General features: G+C 45.5%; 17 protein-coding genes. 9 read left to right on the forward strand and 8 right to left on the reverse strand.

All coding sequences use genetic code 11. The features are described 5' to 3' along the window. Window positions 1-119: 119 nt before the first annotated feature. The 3 genes from NL647_RS02600 (at window position 120) to NL647_RS02610 (ending at window position 3,375) form a co-directional block, all read left to right on the forward strand. Window positions 120-473: a hypothetical protein gene (locus NL647_RS02600; protein ID WP_005375589.1), complete on the forward strand. Its 354-nt coding sequence runs from the start codon at window positions 120-122 to the stop codon at window positions 471-473. A gap of 121 nt (window positions 474-594) precedes the next feature. Further along, window positions 595-2,595, forward strand: coding sequence for a methyl-accepting chemotaxis protein (locus NL647_RS02605; RefSeq protein ID WP_154202451.1), 2,001 nt, complete (start codon window positions 595-597; stop codon window positions 2,593-2,595). A gap of 300 nt (window positions 2,596-2,895) precedes the next feature. Then, window positions 2,896-3,375 (forward strand): Dps family protein, encoded by a 480-nt coding sequence (locus NL647_RS02610; RefSeq protein WP_005388254.1) that lies wholly within the window; start codon window positions 2,896-2,898, stop codon window positions 3,373-3,375. 108 nt (window positions 3,376-3,483) lie between these two features. Here NL647_RS02610 and NL647_RS02615 read toward each other — a convergent pair whose 3' ends face one another. Beyond that, on the reverse strand, window positions 3,484-4,098 hold the full coding sequence (locus NL647_RS02615) for an HAD family hydrolase (RefSeq protein ID WP_005388252.1): 615 nt from the start codon (window positions 4,096-4,098) through the stop codon (window positions 3,484-3,486). A gap of 124 nt (window positions 4,099-4,222) precedes the next feature. Between NL647_RS02615 and NL647_RS02620 the strand changes: the two genes are divergently transcribed. Continuing rightward, the gene (locus NL647_RS02620; RefSeq protein WP_239924636.1) at window positions 4,223-5,218 is read left to right on the forward strand and encodes a S66 peptidase family protein; all 996 of its coding nucleotides are present in this window, start codon (window positions 4,223-4,225) and stop codon (window positions 5,216-5,218) included. A 27-nt stretch (window positions 5,219-5,245) separates the two neighbouring features. Here the strand turns inward: NL647_RS02620 and NL647_RS02625 are convergent, their stop codons facing one another. Both NL647_RS02625 and yiaY read right to left on the reverse strand, forming a co-directional pair. Then, the gene (locus NL647_RS02625) at window positions 5,246-6,322 is read right to left on the reverse strand and encodes a PQQ-dependent sugar dehydrogenase (RefSeq protein WP_239924637.1); all 1,077 of its coding nucleotides are present in this window, start codon (window positions 6,320-6,322) and stop codon (window positions 5,246-5,248) included. Window positions 6,323-6,472: 150 nt separating this feature from the next. Further along, window positions 6,473-7,621 carry an L-threonine dehydrogenase gene (gene yiaY / locus NL647_RS02630; protein ID WP_005442614.1) on the reverse strand — a complete coding sequence of 383 codons (1,149 nt, stop codon included), beginning with the start codon at window positions 7,619-7,621 and terminating at the stop codon, window positions 6,473-6,475. Window positions 7,622-7,755: 134 nt separating this feature from the next. Here yiaY and NL647_RS02635 point away from each other — a divergent pair, with 134 nt between their 5' ends. Continuing rightward, on the forward strand, window positions 7,756-7,959 hold the full coding sequence (locus NL647_RS02635; RefSeq protein WP_253649576.1) for a hypothetical protein: 204 nt from the start codon (window positions 7,756-7,758) through the stop codon (window positions 7,957-7,959). Here NL647_RS02635 and elbB read toward each other — a convergent pair. Together elbB and NL647_RS02645 are read right to left on the reverse strand one after the other, a co-directional pair. Then, window positions 7,956-8,606, reverse strand: a complete 651-nt coding sequence (gene elbB, locus NL647_RS02640; RefSeq protein ID WP_253649577.1) for an isoprenoid biosynthesis glyoxalase ElbB — start codon at window positions 8,604-8,606, stop codon at window positions 7,956-7,958. The genes NL647_RS02635 and elbB overlap by 4 nt on opposite strands. A 12-nt stretch (window positions 8,607-8,618) precedes the next feature. After that, entirely contained in the window at window positions 8,619-8,765 is a 147-nt protein-coding gene (locus tag NL647_RS02645; protein WP_005453721.1) for a hypothetical protein, read from the reverse strand. Window positions 8,766-8,894: 129 nt separating this feature from the next. Between NL647_RS02645 and yddG the strand changes: the two genes are divergently transcribed. Then, window positions 8,895-9,797 (forward strand): aromatic amino acid DMT transporter YddG, encoded by a 903-nt coding sequence (yddG, locus tag NL647_RS02650; RefSeq protein WP_253649578.1) that lies wholly within the window; start codon window positions 8,895-8,897, stop codon window positions 9,795-9,797. A 121-nt stretch (window positions 9,798-9,918) separates the two neighbouring features. On the opposite strand, the gene NL647_RS02655 is transcribed toward yddG, so the two are convergent. Next, window positions 9,919-10,812 carry a cation diffusion facilitator family transporter gene (locus tag NL647_RS02655; RefSeq protein ID WP_005453725.1) on the reverse strand — a complete coding sequence of 298 codons (894 nt, stop codon included), beginning with the start codon at window positions 10,810-10,812 and terminating at the stop codon, window positions 9,919-9,921. A 175-nt stretch (window positions 10,813-10,987) separates the two neighbouring features. After that, window positions 10,988-11,866, reverse strand: a complete 879-nt coding sequence (locus NL647_RS02660; protein ID WP_005453726.1) for a LysR family transcriptional regulator — start codon at window positions 11,864-11,866, stop codon at window positions 10,988-10,990. 49 nt (window positions 11,867-11,915) lie between these two features. On the opposite strand from NL647_RS02660, the gene NL647_RS02665 reads away from it, so the two are divergent. Further along, window positions 11,916-12,614 carry a class I SAM-dependent methyltransferase gene (locus tag NL647_RS02665; RefSeq protein ID WP_253649579.1) on the forward strand — a complete coding sequence of 233 codons (699 nt, stop codon included), beginning with the start codon at window positions 11,916-11,918 and terminating at the stop codon, window positions 12,612-12,614. Between the two features lie 63 nt (window positions 12,615-12,677). On the opposite strand, the gene NL647_RS02670 is transcribed toward NL647_RS02665, so the two are convergent. After that, window positions 12,678-14,648: an acetoacetate--CoA ligase gene (locus tag NL647_RS02670; RefSeq protein WP_253649580.1), complete on the reverse strand. Its 1,971-nt coding sequence runs from the start codon at window positions 14,646-14,648 to the stop codon at window positions 12,678-12,680. Window positions 14,649-14,869: 221 nt separating this feature from the next. Here NL647_RS02670 and phhA point away from each other — a divergent pair, with 221 nt between their 5' ends. Then, window positions 14,870-15,664: a phenylalanine 4-monooxygenase gene (gene phhA, locus NL647_RS02675; RefSeq protein WP_009704714.1), complete on the forward strand. Its 795-nt coding sequence runs from the start codon at window positions 14,870-14,872 to the stop codon at window positions 15,662-15,664. Continuing rightward, window positions 15,654-15,992 (forward strand): 4a-hydroxytetrahydrobiopterin dehydratase, encoded by a 339-nt coding sequence (locus tag NL647_RS02680; protein WP_253649581.1) that lies wholly within the window; start codon window positions 15,654-15,656, stop codon window positions 15,990-15,992. The genes phhA and NL647_RS02680 overlap by 11 nt, the downstream gene beginning before the upstream one ends. The last annotated feature ends 74 nt before the right edge of the window (window positions 15,993-16,066 follow it).

The following is a 16,066-nucleotide window of genomic DNA, read 5'->3' on the forward strand; positions in this document are numbered from 1 at the left end:
TTGGAAAGCGCTGACTATTACGCTGCGTTGTTTTCCTTGACCCCGAATCAATGACAACGCTCTGAATCCTGCATCTTGAAGTCACTTGGGTATAAGAGTCATTTACAAGGAGGAGCGACATGTACCGTTATGTCAGTTCGCCAAAAGCATCGAAGTACATAGTGCCACCACCACAGCATCGAGAGTTGTCGAGTATCGATGTGCCGGAGTCAGAACTAGAAATGCGAGAAATTCTGAACAATTGGTTTGCCGATGGATTGGCGCCCATCATTCAGAATGAAGACAATTACATTTCTGCTAATGAGCAACAGCGCTTTGAGCAGCTCAGCCGTACGGTGGGCGTGCTACTGCGTAACAAAGATTACTACTTCGCCACCAAGCGGATTCTCTCGTTGTGGGAGCAAGACTGCTTAGAAACCACTTACGTTAATTATCTGATTTTACGTAGTGAGCGCATACCATACTTCGAATAAGTCCCATTTCTTGGCTTGAAATAGTGGTTTACATGGTTTTCTTAGTAACTTTTGATACCTGTATTTAACATTTTTGTAAACATCGTTATATTTAAGGCTCATCGTTGTCAGGAGTTTATGGATGAACCTTACGATATCAGGGAAGTTGCAGCTCAGTTTTGTGCTGCTAGCCGTACTTTTTATGGCATCAGCGGTATTCACGTATCGCAACGTCACCACCGTAGAGCAATACGCCTCTTCGTTACTTAAATCCGATTTACCGACCGTCGACACCAGTCGCGGTATCCAACAGTCCGTTCAAGCGTCGCTGTCTTCTATTCGAGCCTACATGTTGCTAGGTGGCGATGAAGAGGCGAGTGCACGTCTAAGTGAGGACGTACGCAATATCATGGCATCTACAGACGAGTCGCTTCCAACGTTGCAGGCTTTGATCTCTGAACAGGATTTTCAAGCGATTCAAACCCAGTGGGATGCGGTAAAAGTTTCTCTAAACAAGCTGATTGAACTTAGCCACAGTGATGAGAACTTACCCGCACACAACCTCTTTATTAACGAAGCGGCACCCATTGCAGAAGTTGCACTTGACCAGCTTCAAAGCTTAATCAATGAAGAGTCAGGGAACCCATTTGGTGGGGACAGAAAGCGTTTGTTTAAAGTCTACGCCGACAGTTATACCTCCCTCGCCAATGCACTGTCTGCTTTGCGAGATTTCCTGTTGTACGGGCAGCAAGATCATTTGGACAAATACCACGACTTGATTAAGTACCACAATCAGTCCGTGGCGGAAATCGACAGCAAACTCGACAGACTTACCGATAACGACCAATCACTGTGGTCACTGTTTAAAGAAATGCAGCAACTGTACTTTCCTTTAGCAGAGCAGGTGATTGCATTACGTCAGTCACCAGAATGGAACGAATCAAACTTGTTAATGGCGAACGAACTGTTGCCAGCAGCGGATGCACTAGACCAAAGTTTAGAAACGATCGTATTGGCTCAACAAAGTCGTGCTGATCAAAGCGGACAGGGTATCAATCAGTCGATCAAGAACGTACTCACCACCATGCTGATTGCAGCGGCATTGGTTTTGTTTGCCGCAGTAGCGATTTCAAAATACATGGGCAACACCATTGGTCGCCGAGTGAAAAACTTATCGGAGCGAGCCAAGACGATCGCTTCAGGAGATGTTTCTCAGCCTCCGTTAACTGTTGTTGGGAAAGATGAATTGGCAGACCTTACCGATTCGATTAACCGCATGAACCAATCGTTAGCGAGCATCGTGGCAGGGGTGAGTGAAAAAGCGCACCAGGTGGATACCAGCATGGGGGCTTTGTTGGAATCGGCGCAAGTTACCTCATCGAATGTAGAACAGCAACAAACCAGCATTGTTGAAATGGGAAGCCAATTGGATGAAATCGCTTTAGCCGCGCGTAACACTCTAGATCAAGCCAATCAATCGGTGCAGAAGCTTTCTGATTCAAAAGGCGAGATTGAACAAGGTCGCGATGCTTTAGAGCAAAACAAAGTCACCATGGAAAGCTTGCATGGCAGCATTGAAACCGCGAGTACGCAAGTGACGCAGTTAAGCAAAGAGAGCGAAGCCATTGGTCGAGTGACGGAAGTGATTGAAGGCTTGGCAGAGCAAACTAACTTACTGGCATTGAATGCCGCGATAGAAGCGGCGCGTGCGGGCGACCAAGGACGAGGCTTTGCAGTCGTGGCAGACGAAGTACGCATGTTAGCGACGCGCACTACTCAATCGACGACAGAAATCAACGGCATCATCAATGCGATTCAACGCTCGACCCATTCGGTGGTTGAGGAGATTGAACACAGTCAATCACTTGCGGAGCAGGGCGCTGAGCACATTGAAAAAGCGGTAACTCGTTTGCTTGTCACGACCGAGCAAATTGGTTCTTTGAATGAACAAATGGCAGAACTTGCGGCAGCGGCAGAACAGCAATCTCATGCGACCAACTCGATCACTGGATTGATGTCCGGTATTACTCAATCAGTGGATGAGGTTTCGAATAACAGCCAACGTGCATCAGAGACATCATTGCAAGTAAAAGAGCAAGTTACCGAGCTGAATCAACAGATGGCAACTTTTAAAACGGCGTAGATAAGGTTTACGTCTGTTCATCTACTTTTGAACGTTAACCAAATAGTAAAAAAGCCCCAATCCTTTTTACACAAAAAGGGTTGGGGCTTTTTGTTGGATGTTACGCCGATATTCGTCTACTTGCTCATTGGATTTGGCTATTTAAATCATAGCTAAAACCAAATTCTCTTCACCGAGCCGGAGTCGTAATATGACTCCATCGGCAGCAAATACTGCAAAAGAATTTTTAAACTTTATACCAATCTCAGTAAGAGAATCGTTCGTTACTACGATTGGTATCATCCTTCTAGGAGCAAGATTATGAACAAACAAGTAAGCCTAATTGGTCTAGACAGCGAACAATCAGCACAACTAGCTCAACAGTTAAATCAACTGCTAGCGCATTACCAAGTGTTGTACATGAACTCTCGCGGTTACCACTGGAACATTAAAGGTGCGCAATTCTTCGAACTGCACGTAAAATTTGAAGAGATCTACACTGATCTACAAACAAAAATCGATGAGCTTGCAGAGCGTATTCTAACTTTGGGTCATACGCCAGCGCACGCATTCAGCAACTACTTGGAAGCAAGTGAAATTAAAGAACATCAAAACGCGACTTCTGGTGAGGAGTGTGTACAAGGTCTGGTTCAAGGCTTTAGCGTTCTACTTCTAAAACAGCGTGAGATTCTACAAAACGCGGGTGAAGCAGATGACGAAGGTACAGCGGCATTGATGGGTGACTACATCCGTGAGCAAGAAAAATTAATGTGGATGCTTAACGCTTACCTACAAGGCTAAGCAGCGCATCACCCAAGCAACCTTGGGAACGCATGAAACAATCGGGAATAAGTCATATGGGGTACGTTGGTGCCCCTTTTTTTTGTTTGCGTGTTTTATATGTGTGCTTTATTTGCGTGGTAAGGATTCGAAACGGCTCAATAAATCACTGAGTTCATTAAGCGCCAACGAGGCTGAGTCATTGAAGGTTTCTTGATTCCCATGGTGCACAAGGCAAGAGGGCATCTGAGCGTTATACGCCGCCTGTAAGTCGTAAAGGTAATCGCCGACATAAAGCACTTCATCAGGCATCAAACGCCACTCTTTCGCCAATACCTGCAGAGACAAAGGGTCTGGCTTGGGCGGGAAACATTCACGAGTGATGACTCGTTCCACTGAGATTTGGTTGTGTTCTAGTTTGCGCTGCGTGGCGATTTGACAGTTGCGCGTCACGATAGCGGTTTTGATTTCATTTTGATGCAAGTGGGCGAGCAACTCATGGCAGCCAATCATTGGAGCAGACTGCTCAGCATCAGAAATCTCGTAATCAAATATCACGTTATGAGCGTGCTCTCTATGGTGAGGATGCTCAAGTGCGTCGACAAAATCCAATAGATCTTCACTCTGCGGACAACCTAGCTGTTGTCGTAATTCGCCGAAGTTCATATCAGAACTCACCAAGGTGTTGTCTAAATCAAACACCACGGCTTTAATTTTATCGAGCTGTAAAGGGAATGGAATCATAATGACCTCGTACAACTTAACCGAACTATCGTTTTAAAAAACAAAAGGTTATTGTTAAGTTTAGATTCTTCTGCTTAGATTGTACGAAAATAAATCAACCATGTATCACAAAACAAGGACGCGCATGATCATTCCTAAACCATTACAAAAAGGCGACACCATCGGCTTTTTCTCGCCATCCTCCCCAGCCACGGTATTTGCACCAGCGCGTTTTGAGCGTGCCAAAGCCTACGTGGAATCTCATGGTTACCAGCTAAAAGCAGGCAGCTTAACGGGCAAAACTGACCAATACCGCTCGGGTTCGATTCAAGAGCGAGTAGAAGAATTGAATGCGCTGATTCGTGATCCTGAAGTGCGCTGTATTATGTCGACCATAGGTGGTTCCAACAGTAACTCATTGCTACCTTACATTGATTTCGAGGCATTGAAGAAAGATCCCAAGATCATTGTTGGCTATTCGGATGTGACAGCTTTGCTTATGGGCATTTACGCACAAACCGGCATCGTCACTTTCTATGGTCCTGCTTTGGTGGCGTCACTGGGTGAATTCCCGCCACTGGTGGACGAGACCTTCGCTTCGTTTGAGTCGATTGTAAACATGCTAGATAGTTTGGCGCATCAATACACAATGCCTCAAGGGTGGACAGATGAATGGATAGAGTGGGGCGAACAAGACCGCGCAAAGCAAACCTTGCAAAACCAGTGGCACTTTAAAGGCGAAGGCAAGATCACCGGACGTTTGATTGGTGGCAACCTCAATACCATGACGGGTATTTGGGCAAGTAAGTTTATGCCGAGTATCGAACAAGGCGATATTTTGCTAGTGGAAGATTGTTTGCAGGGCATTGAAACGGTCGAACGCTCTTTTGCGCTGCTCAAGCTTTCTGGCGTGTTTGATAAAGTCAGTGCAGTTGTTCTTGGCAAGCATGAAAAGTTCAACGATAAAGGCACAGGACGAGCACCTATAGACGTGTTGCTAGAAGTGCTTAACGGTCAACCACTACCAATTTTGTATGACTTTGATAGCTGCCATACTCACCCAATGCTTACCGTTCCATTGGGCTCGACCATGACGCTCGATTTTGACCATAAAACGGTGGCAGTGAGTTTAAAGAGCTAGCTTTTTTGACTAGCTCGTCAGAGAAAACTATTTCTCCTCAAGACGAAAGATTTTGCCGCTGTCGGTAGAAAAATAGATATAGCCATCGGGGCTGATGGTTATATCTCTTACTCGCTCACCAAGATTCTCCATCAATCTTTTTGATTCGGTGAGCTTGCCATTCTCGATAGAAACCACGTTGATGTGCGCCAGTTTCAATGCACCGGCGAGGATTTTTCCGTCCAACTCTGGGTATTTATCGCCACGGTACAAAATCATATTGCTGGGTGCGATAGAAGGGATGTATACCAACTTTGGATCTTCCATTCCCGGTAACGACTTAGCTTCCCCGACGTCCAACGGTCCCCAATATTCTTTACCATGAGAGACTTTTGCCCAGCCGTAGTTTGCGCCTTTCTTGATTAGATTAATTTCATCGCCACCGCGTGGTCCATGTTCAATCGACCACAGCTGTTTTGTTGTTTCGTCGTAAAACATGCCTTGTGGGTTGCGGTGCCCGTAACTCCATATCTCAGGACGAGCTTCGGAAGGTTTGAATGGGTTGTCTTGCGGAACCGAACCATCAAGGTTGAGACGAAGAATACTGCCAGCATGGGTTTGAGTGTCTTGCCCATTATCACGTTCACCACGGTCACCGATTGAGAAGTAAACTTTGTCGTCAACAAATGAAAGTCGACTGCCGTAGTGACGCCCTGTGTCGGTGATGGCATCAGCAACAAAGAGATCTTTCCAACCCACAAGCTGATTGTTTTGCAATTGCGCCGTCGCTAACGCCACCGTATTGCCTTTGCTCGTGCGCTTGCTGTAGGTAAAGAAGAGTTGCGGGTTTTGCTTATCGGCATTCGGTGCGAGCGCAACATCCAATAAACCCGCTTGTCCACTGGTATTCACATCGGGGACGTTAAACAGCTTTTGAGGTTTGCCAGTGGTGATATCCAGCAACGAAACCGTACCGTTCTTTTCGTTGACGATAACGCGTTGGCTATCTAAGAACTCGATCCCCCAAGGGATCTGAAATCCATTCGCCACTTCGTTAGCGCGGTATTCGGCAGCGTTGGCAGAAAAGGATAAACAAGCGAGTAGGGCAGCAGCAATCGTTCTCATGGTTCCTTCCAATATGAATCGTATTAATGCTTAAAAGCTAACACTAAAAGAGAACGTTTTGCAGAGCATGGATTGTATAAGAATGTAAAAAAATCCCCGATACGAGATCGGGGATTGAATTAAGGCTAGAGAATTGTTTATGTAGCGAGATTACATCGCTTCTTCGAAGATCTTAGAGATTTCTTCGTGAGTTGCTTGTTTAGGGTTAGTGAAACCACAAGCGTCTTTCAGTGCGTTGTCTGCTAGCGTTGGGATGTCTTCTAGTTTCGCACCAAGCTCTTTAATACCTGCTGGGATACCCACATCTTTCGCTAGAGTAACGATAGCGTCGATTGCTGCCGCTGCACCTGCTTCAGCAGACATGCCTTCTACGTTTACGCCCATTGCTTTCGCTACATCACGTAGACGCTCAGGACATACTTGCGCGTTGTAGCGCTGTACGTGAGGTAGAAGAATCGCGTTACAAACACCGTGTGGAAGGTCGTAGAAACCACCAAGTTGGTGTGCCATTGCATGTACGTAACCTAGAGAAGCGTTGTTGAACGCCATACCCGCCATGAACTGTGCATATGCCATTTGTTCACGAGCTTCTAGATCTTCACCATTTTTCACTGCTGTGCGTAGGTACGCTTGGATAAGTTCAATCGCTTTGATTGCTACCGCATCAGTGATTGGTGTTGCCGCGATAGATACGTAAGCTTCAATCGCGTGAGTTAGGGCATCCATACCTGTTGCCGCAGTTAGCGAAGCAGGTTTAGCTAGCATTAGCTCTGGATCGTTTACTGAGATAAGCGGTGTTGTGTGCTTATCAACGATAGCCATCTTGATGTGACGCTCTTCGTCAGTGATGATGCAGAAACGCGTCATTTCAGATGCAGTACCCGCAGTCGTGTTGATTGCGATAAGTGGCATCATTGGTTTTGCAGATTGGTCTACGCCTTCGTAATCTGCGATTTTGCCGCCGTTAGAAGCAACAAGCGCGATACCTTTCGCACAGTCGTGTGGTGAACCGCCACCTAAAGAGATAACGAAGTCACATTCGTTATCTGTAAGAAGTGCCAAGCCGTCGTTAACGTTGCTGATAGTAGGGTTTGGTTGAGTGCCATCGAACACAACAGTTGCTACGTCGCGTTCTGTTAGTAGATCTTGAACCTGCTTTACTACACCGATTTGGTTAAGAATCTTATCCGTAACAATCAAACCTTTTTTAAAGCCTTGAGATTGGATGCTGTCTGCTGCGTCTTTCAGACAACCAGCGCCCATTAGGTTTACAGTAGGGATAAAAAATGCACTTGTCATATAACATTGCTCCGTCGTTATTTTTAATAATCTTTCTTAATCTGTCATTTACTCTTGCATACCTGACGAAGTTTCCTATTTGATCTAGCGCAATTTTACCCCCTAAGTAGTAGTGTTAAGAGTTAAAGTGTGAAATGGATCTTGTTGCACACCCTGTTGGTGCAACATTAAAGCAACAGATAGGAAATGATTTATTTATTACGCAAACGATTGGTAAAAATAACAAGTTTCGTACGGTTTATCTCTCAATTAGACTAAAGTATAAAAAATCCCCATTAATATGTAGTCTATCAATGGGGATTGGAATGGTGGGTTTTAAGCAAACGTTTTCTATTTAGGCGATTTTAACTAACTTATCTACTAGTTTTTCAATGCCTGACGCGGCTTGGGAGATATTCTCCGCTAACATATAAGCTGGTGTTGAAAGCACGTTGTGTTTTTCATCGAAATGGATTTCATCCACCTGACAATTGACATGCTCGCCCCCCATATGACCGAATGCTGCTGCAGTGGCTTCATCGTTACCAATTGTGCCTTTTACACCTTGATCGTAAATCATAGGGATAATAGTTGGTGCGATGCATAAATAACCTGCAGGTTTGCCCGCTTGAGCGAATGCACGACACGCTTGGGCAACGTGAGTATTAATCGAACACTCCGCACCCGAAACGGCGAAGTCGGTTAAGTTTTTCGCGGCACCAAATCCACCTGGAAGTAGTAGGGCATCGTATTCATCAACGTTAAGTTTGGCGACATCGTCAATGTTTCCGCGAGCGATACGAGCTGATTCGATCAAGACGTTGCGTGTTTCATCCATTTCGCCACCAGTTAGGTGGTTGATGACGTGGAGTTGGTCAATGTTAGGTGCAAAGCAGTGCCAAGTTGCACCTGCCTTCTCGATGGCGTAGAGCGCCAATACTGCTTCGTGGATCTCAGAACCGTCGTAAACGCCTGAACCACTTAAAATGACTGCGACTTTTTTCATGATTGGATTCCTTTACTCTGAACGTTCCTTAGATTGTTCTTCACTATCTAGACCATGCGTTTCCGAATGTGTTTCAACGTTTTCACTCTCGTCGTCTTCTTCATAGTAGCGCACAACAAAGGGTGTCAGCATGACACTCGAAGGCAGAAAATGTTTCATATCGACTCCAACCGCTTAATAGAGTGGTTTTTATACCGATTTTGGAAAAAGAGTACGTTGAAGCGGATCATTTTTGAGTTAAGCTGCAGTTTCCTTTGGCATTCATGAGCAGTAGGTCACATAGATAACATGCAATCCTATCAGTTTCATTTCACCCTTTATGGTTGTATCGCCATTCTCTCTTGGAGTTGTTTGCTAGGCATCGCAAGATTGGTGACAGAAAGTTTGGGACCCGTGGGTGGATCAGCCATGCTGTATTCTCTGAGCTCCATTTTTCTGTTGATTGTGGTTGGCATCCCAAAACTGTCATATTTCTCACCCAAGTATTTAGTTCTGGGTGGAGCGATGTTTGTTTGCTACGAGATCTTCCTTGCGCTGGCATTGGGCTACTCCAATTCTCGTTCTCAGGCGATTGAAGTCTCGATCGTCAATTATCTATGGCCGGCACTAACCGTTTTGTTTGCGGTATTGGGCAGTAACAAAAAGCCGAACTGGTTACTGTACCCGGCAGTTATGTTGGCATTCATTGGTGTCGCGTGGACGGTCAGTGGTGATAGCGGTTTATCACCGACGCAGTTAGTGGCGAACATCAGTAGCAATCCGATTGTTTACTTCATGGCATTTGCAGGCGCAGTCATCTGGGCTGTGTATTGCAATCTGACTCAAAGACAACAATCGAAGCACAACGCGATTACTTTGTTTTTTATCGCGACAGCCATCTCTTTGTGGATCAAATACGCCTTTACTGATGAGCCGCCAATGGCATTCAGCTGGCAAGCGATGGGGTACTTAGTGGCTTCTGCAGCTTTAATGGCGGGTGGTTACGGATTGTGGAACATCGCGATTGTGGGCGGCAATATGGTGTTTCTCGCAACCTTGTCTTACTTTACGCCGATTTTTTCTGCTCTGTTTTCCTCTCTTATTCTAGGCGTCACTCTAAGCCACAGCTTCTGGCAAGGAGTCGTAATGGTAACGGTTGGTTCGCTGATGTGTTGGCTGGTCACCAAAGAGAAGCGCGAAGCGGCGGGATGAACGCTGGTATAGAAATATGTAGAGCACGCTTGAGTGTCTTTCAGGTTCAAATCAAAGCAAGAAAAAAGCTCCCGAGATTGGGAGCTTTTCTTTTGAGTTCTAATGATTGTTTGGTGGCGCTCTAATAAGCGACGTTCAATTGTAATTGAAGCTTGAATCTGTGCTTCGATAGTCGCTTAGTAAGCTGCTTACGAGTGTGTTCTAGCGTATCAAGCTCTAGCGTGTCGTCATCCACATGCACGTCCACATTTACTCGCAGTTCTTGACCAACTTTAGTTACGCCAGCCAGTTTCAATTGGTGCTCAGTCACTTTTTCAATCTCAAGAACGTCTTTACCAACGCTCTGACACAACTCTTTGCTTGGTGTCATCATTAACAGTTCGCGCAGGGCACCAACTAGCATATCAAATGGTACTTTAAGGAAGTAAAAGCCCATCAAGACCATCATCATAGGGTCTGCATAGACCGCGTAGTGTGCGTATGGTGTTAGCGATACTAGCCATGCAGCGATAAAACCAACCGTTACTGCCACGCTTAACAACGTATCCATTTGCCATTGTTTTTTCTCGGCTTCGATCAAACCTGATGAGAAACGACGACTTTTCTTCGCCATAAACCACCAAGCGTAACCACAACCAATCACGTTAACGACACCGAAGATGGTTGCGATGGAAGCGTCTACCTCACGACCGCCTGTCATCAACGCGGTTACCGCTGAAAATAATGAGAAAGAAACCACCACTAAAATAACAGCGGCTTTAATAGCGATAACGATAGGTTCAAGTACAGCTTTGCCGAAAGGAAAAATAGATTTTGATGGCTTGCTGATGTAGTAAGAAGCTGCCAGTGACAATAAAGTTAACAGCAGACTGACTAGAGAATAAACACCGTCAAAAACGATGACGATCGACCCAACAAGCAAGCCAAGTACCATCCCTCCAATCGCAAACCCAGATGCTAAAAGGGCTGAGAAGGTTAGGATACGGTTTTCGTTTTTGCTTGTCCTGTCACACATAAAAGATGCCTTAAATTATTACACCCTTACATTCTTCTCCTTAGGGCAAATTTAAGCAAATGAAAACTGTGTGACATTTAAACGATAAAATGTTGTTTTTGAATTATGCTTTTATTTTTCAATGATTTAACATTAAATTTTGCTGTCAATATAATTGACGCTCACTGCAATGTGTTTAGAAGTCGAATAAATACTCGCTTAACTTATCGGCCAACCAACTCATTGCAGGGTGTTCTGTTTGTCCATTTGGTACGAACATACAGTAGTCTTCTTGCGTCAAACCATAGGTGTGTTTGATCACCGCAAGTTTCTGATGTCTCAAGTAATGTCGGATCAATGGCTCTGGTAATACGCCCCATGCATCTTCTTCTAAAATAGTGTTCAGCATGTAGTCAAAACTGGAGAAGCCAATGTATCGAGTAGAAAAGGGTTGTAGCTCGGGGTTGTCTTTCTCATTCAAATACACCATCAAAGCTTGCATCTGGTTACGCAAATCTTCATCGGTGACGCGACGCATTTTGCTGAGTTGGTGATCGAAGCTACAGACCGACATCATACGAATTTTACCAAGTGGATTGTAAACGATGTGTGGGTCATCCACGCGCTCGTAATCAACACCAAATGCAAAATCGACCTGTTGAGTACTGACCAAATTAGCTAAGTCACCACTGGAAGCGAGAATCAGGTTGAATGTGGTGGAAGGGAAGCGATTGTTTAGAGTATGCGAGAGCTCTTGCCAAAGTTCGTCTGGTAGCGAGTCATCACGTGCCACCCAGACCTCAGCGTTGAAGCCGTCAGAAACTTGAGCGCAAGTCTTTTTGATTCGTTGTGCGGTTACGAGCAGGTTTTCGCAGTCTTTGAAGATGGCTTTCCCCGCTTCCGAGAGCGTTAGTTGATTGCCTGTGCGAGTGAATAGCTCGACGTCTAAGTCTTTCTCAAGCGCTTTAATTGCCATACTGAGTTTGGTGCGGTTGCAATCGAGTTGACGCGCAGCCTCCGATACGGAGCCATATTCGGCGATGGTACAAAAAGCTTCGACTTGAGTTAAGTTCATGATTAAAAAAGACCTAAACTAAAAAGATGAGAATCGATAACGTAGATGAATGAGCGTACTGACGCTTAGAAAGATTATCGAAAAAAACACGGATTCGCCAGATAAGTCTATGGTGTTTTGGCGTTTTTGCGGTAATCTATGGGGGTTACAAGAAGTGAACATGGAGGCCACGATGGCACAAGATTGGGACGGCTTAGCAAAGAATTGGGAATCTAACCCAGCAACAGATCAATTTGCTCAGTCGGTGTTTGCACAGTTACAACAGCTTACTCAGCTTGATGGCATTAAAGTATTGGATTTTGGATGTGGGACAGGGCAGTTAAGCCAACTATTGTCGCCATCCGCAAAAGAGATTGTGGCGCTGGATGCATCTGAAGCCATGATTGAAGAGCTTGATAAGAAAGAGTTAGAGAATGTAGAACCAGTTGTTGACGCATTGACGCGTGGTCTAGTTGCTCAGCACCCAGCATTCCGTGGTCAGTTTGACTTAGTCGTTGCTTCTTCAGTTCTGGCTTTTATCGAAGACTACGAAACGTCTCTAGAGATTGCTCACTCGTTACTTAACGCTGGTGGTCACTTCGTGCATTTTGATTGGATCGCAGATTCAGCAAAAGAAGGCTTCACGCTAGCGAAATCAGAGAACGCACTCATCAAAGTCGGCTTTACTGAGGTAGAAACGAAGAAGGTCTTCGAAATCACGTCAGACGGTCACACAATGTCAGTATTAATGGGCGTAGGTCGCCGTTAATCCCCGACAAAGAACATAAGAAAAGCGAGCTATTTAGCTCGCTTTTTTGTTTTCTTTGATTCGCTAGACAAAGGTGAGTTGTCGAATTTCTTCTAAAACGTCTGGATTCGCAATCGCACCTAAGTTCTCGACTTCCTTACCATTTATGACTTGTTTGACCGCAAGTTCTACCAACTTTCCTGAGCGCGTTTTAGGAATATCGCTGATAGCGAATATTTGGTTTGGCACGTGCCTTGGCGAGCAGGACGTTTTGAGACGCGACTTAATCTCTGATACTAATCCGTCATCTAACGTGACACCAGAAACGGTCTGCACAAACAGCCAGATTTGCTCATTGCGATCGACCTCTTTACCTACAGCGATAGAATCGACGATACCTTCAATAGCGTTTACTTGCTGATAAATCTCTGCTGTGCCGATGCGCACACCGCCAGGATTCAACAATGCATCGCTACGACCGTAAAAAACGAATCCACCTTTGGTGCTGCGCTCGACATCATCACCGTGATGCCAGATATTATCGAACTTGTCCCAATACGCATTGTGATAGCGTTCCCCTGTATCGTTCCAAAAGCCGACAGGGAAGTTAGGCATAGAGTTGGTGCAGACGAGCTCACCGCGTTGTTCACTCACGCTGTGACCTTGCGAGTCGAACACTTGAACATCAATCCCCAAGCCAGCGTACTGACATTCACCACGATAAACAGGCGAGATAGGGTTGCCTAATACAAAGCAGCCACAGATGTCTGTTCCGCCTGAAATAGAAGCCAAGTGCAAATCTTGCTTGATTCGTTGATACACGTAGTCAAACTGCTCTGGATAAAGCACTGAGCCCGTAGAGCACAAGGTTCTCAAAGCTGGGAGTGAGTAATCTTTGATAGGTGACAATCCGGCTTTTTCTATCGCTTCTAGATACTTGGCGGCAGTACCAAAGAGACTTACTTCTGCTCGCTGGGCTAAATCCCATAATACGTGAGGTGCTGGGTAAACCGGGCTACCATCGAAAATCACCAAGCACGCGCCACTTGCTAGAGCAGATACGTGCCAGTTCCACATCATCCAACCACAAGTTGTGTAGTAAAAGACGCGGTCTTTAGGCTGAATATCTGAATGAAGTTGATGCTCTTTAAGATGATTAAGAATCGTACCGCCAACAGAATGCACGATGCACTTGGGCTTGCCAGTCGTGCCAGAGGAATAAAGCACAAACAGCGGGCTATTGAATTCCACGCGAGTGTAATGCAACGGAGCAGGAGAATACTGATTAATGATGTTTTGCCAATCGTGAGTACAAACATCGCATTCGAACACATGTGGTTTGAGGTAACCGATCTGACATACTTGTTTCAGCCCATCAAGATGATCCGCGATGTGGTGGTTCTTCTCCGACATATCAAAGGTTTTGCCATTAAAGGTATAACCATCGCAGGTGAAGAGAACCTTTGGTTTCACTTGTCCGAAGCGCTCGATGACACTTTCTACCCCAAAATCAGGGGAGGTGGACGTCCAAGTCGCGCCTAAGCTGGTGGTAGCAAGCATTGCAATAACGGTTTGTGGCATATGTGGTAAATAACCTGCAACCACATCGCCTTGCTTGATGCCACATTCGACTAACCATTGCTGAATGCTCGAGACTTCGTCACGAAGCTGTTTCCATGTGTAAGTCTGTTTGTCCCCGCGCTCGTTTTCAAACCAAACCGCCAGCTCATCGGCTTGTTGCTCTGCCAAACTAAGCAGGTTCTCTGCGTAGTTAACTTGAGCTTGAGGGAACCACACGGCATCTCGATTTTGCATTGGTGATTGCCAACGGCTTTCACCTTGTGCTTTTACGGTATCGCCTTGCGTGCCAATTAGGTCGCAAAATTGCCAAACCTCTTTCCAGAAGTGCTCGTTATGCTCCAAAGACCATTGGTGCAAATCAGAGTAGTTTTTGAGCTCGAACCCCTGCCGATTAATGTGCTCGATAAACTGCGTGATATTGGCTTGCTCGATTCGTTCTTCCGTCGGCTGCCAGACTTTGTTGCTCTCGCGCATAGCTCCCTCTATAACAAAGTTTTAACGTTTTCAGTCTGAGGTGAACCAGAAATAAAGTCAAACTCGTTGGCGAAACTAGCTCCCTATGTATATCAATGTGTTAGGTGTTAATGTAAAGAAAATGTTACACCTGAATTTTGAGTGGAAAATGGTCAGGGGATTGGAAGGGCAAAAGAGTGTAGATAGGCTTAATGTAAAGGATTTGTTAACGGAGATGTGCAATGACTCAGTATCATTCAAAACCCGTCGATCAGGATGGAAGGGTAGAATGGAGCCATGAAGAGGATGCCATTTGGCGCGACTTGGTAACAAGACAAATGAGCGTGATTCAAGACCGTGCATGCAACGCGTATCTGCATGGACTCAAGCTACTCGATTTACCTCATGACCGCGTGCCACAACTGCCCGAAATTAATCGTGTTTTGATGGAAACAACGGGTTGGCAAGTGGAGCCAGTACCCGCGTTGATCGATTTTGATCGTTTCTTCAATTTGCTTGGCAATAAACGCTTCCCAGTCGCGACGTTTTTGAGAACGCGAGAAGAGTTTGATTACCTACAAGAGCCAGATTTCTTCCATGAGATCTTCGGTCATTGCGCCATGCTCACCAACCCTGATTTTGCCGCCTTTACCGAGCATTACGGACAGCTTGGACAAGCCGCGACACCAAAGCAGCGAGGGTATCTTGCGCGTCTATATTGGTTTACAGTCGAGTTCGGCTTGGTTCAAGAGGGTAACAAAACCAAGATCTACGGTGGCGGCATCCTTTCATCTCCGGGAGAAACCATCTATTCATTGGAAAGCGACATCGCGATTAGAGACGAGTTTGACCTGCAAACTGTGCTAAGAACCCCTTATCGCATTGATATCATGCAGCCGAAATACTACGTGATTGAAGATTTGTCCCAGCTTTTCCAAATTAGCCAACTGAATTTATTGAAACAAGCCGACCTGGCGATTGAAGCCGGATTGCTTCCACCACTTTTTGAACCAAAGGAACCTGCTCATGTTGAATGAACAAAAATGCGAAGCTTGTAGTATCGATGCCATTGCACTTAGCAAAGAGGAACAACAGTCTTTGCTGCTGCAATTGTCTGATTGGCAGATAATTGAGAGAGATGAGATTCCTCAACTTGAGAAGGTCTACAAGTTTAAGAACTTCAAACAAGCTTGGGCGTTTAGCAACAAGATTGCTGAGCTTGCAGAAGATGAGTTCCATCACCCATCAATCTTGCTGGAGTGGGGCAAAGTGACCATCGCGTGGTGGAGCCATTCTATTAAAGGTTTGCATAAGAACGACTTTATCTGTGCTTCGAAATGCGATGCGTTGGCGATTGAAGAGTAAAGCTGAGTGATTATGCTCACTCATTATAAACAAAAGCGCCCGGACTTAAGTTCGGGCGCTTTACTTTTAGTTTT

The sequence above is a fragment of the Vibrio sp. Y29_XK_CS5 genome (assembly GCF_024181835.1).
GTDB lineage: Bacteria > Pseudomonadota > Gammaproteobacteria > Enterobacterales > Vibrionaceae > Vibrio > Vibrio harveyi.

What these genes read in the sequence shown, in the direction of transcription:
- NL647_RS02600 (WP_005375589.1), top strand. Translation starts at nt 120, where the DNA reads ATGTACCGTTATGTCAGTTCGCCAAAAGCATCGAAGTACATAGTGCCA.
- NL647_RS02605 (WP_154202451.1), top strand. Translation starts at nt 595, where the DNA reads ATGAACCTTACGATATCAGGGAAGTTGCAGCTCAGTTTTGTGCTGCTA.
- NL647_RS02610 (WP_005388254.1), top strand. Translation starts at nt 2,896, where the DNA reads ATGAACAAACAAGTAAGCCTAATTGGTCTAGACAGCGAACAATCAGCA.
- NL647_RS02615 (WP_005388252.1), bottom strand. Translation starts at nt 4,098, where the DNA reads ATGATTCCATTCCCTTTACAGCTCGATAAAATTAAAGCCGTGGTGTTT.
- NL647_RS02620 (WP_239924636.1), top strand. Translation starts at nt 4,223, where the DNA reads ATGATCATTCCTAAACCATTACAAAAAGGCGACACCATCGGCTTTTTC.
- NL647_RS02625 (WP_239924637.1), bottom strand. Translation starts at nt 6,322, where the DNA reads ATGAGAACGATTGCTGCTGCCCTACTCGCTTGTTTATCCTTTTCTGCC.
- yiaY (WP_005442614.1), bottom strand. Translation starts at nt 7,621, where the DNA reads ATGACAAGTGCATTTTTTATCCCTACTGTAAACCTAATGGGCGCTGGT.
- NL647_RS02635 (WP_253649576.1), top strand. Translation starts at nt 7,756, where the DNA reads ATGGATCTTGTTGCACACCCTGTTGGTGCAACATTAAAGCAACAGATA.
- elbB (WP_253649577.1), bottom strand. Translation starts at nt 8,606, where the DNA reads ATGAAAAAAGTCGCAGTCATTTTAAGTGGTTCAGGCGTTTACGACGGT.
- NL647_RS02645 (WP_005453721.1), bottom strand. Translation starts at nt 8,765, where the DNA reads ATGAAACATTTTCTGCCTTCGAGTGTCATGCTGACACCCTTTGTTGTG.
- yddG (WP_253649578.1), top strand. Translation starts at nt 8,895, where the DNA reads ATGCAATCCTATCAGTTTCATTTCACCCTTTATGGTTGTATCGCCATT.
- NL647_RS02655 (WP_005453725.1), bottom strand. Translation starts at nt 10,812, where the DNA reads ATGTGTGACAGGACAAGCAAAAACGAAAACCGTATCCTAACCTTCTCA.
- NL647_RS02660 (WP_005453726.1), bottom strand. Translation starts at nt 11,866, where the DNA reads ATGAACTTAACTCAAGTCGAAGCTTTTTGTACCATCGCCGAATATGGC.
- NL647_RS02665 (WP_253649579.1), top strand. Translation starts at nt 11,916, where the DNA reads ATGAGCGTACTGACGCTTAGAAAGATTATCGAAAAAAACACGGATTCG.
- NL647_RS02670 (WP_253649580.1), bottom strand. Translation starts at nt 14,648, where the DNA reads ATGCGCGAGAGCAACAAAGTCTGGCAGCCGACGGAAGAACGAATCGAG.
- phhA (WP_009704714.1), top strand. Translation starts at nt 14,870, where the DNA reads ATGACTCAGTATCATTCAAAACCCGTCGATCAGGATGGAAGGGTAGAA.
- NL647_RS02680 (WP_253649581.1), top strand. Translation starts at nt 15,654, where the DNA reads ATGTTGAATGAACAAAAATGCGAAGCTTGTAGTATCGATGCCATTGCA.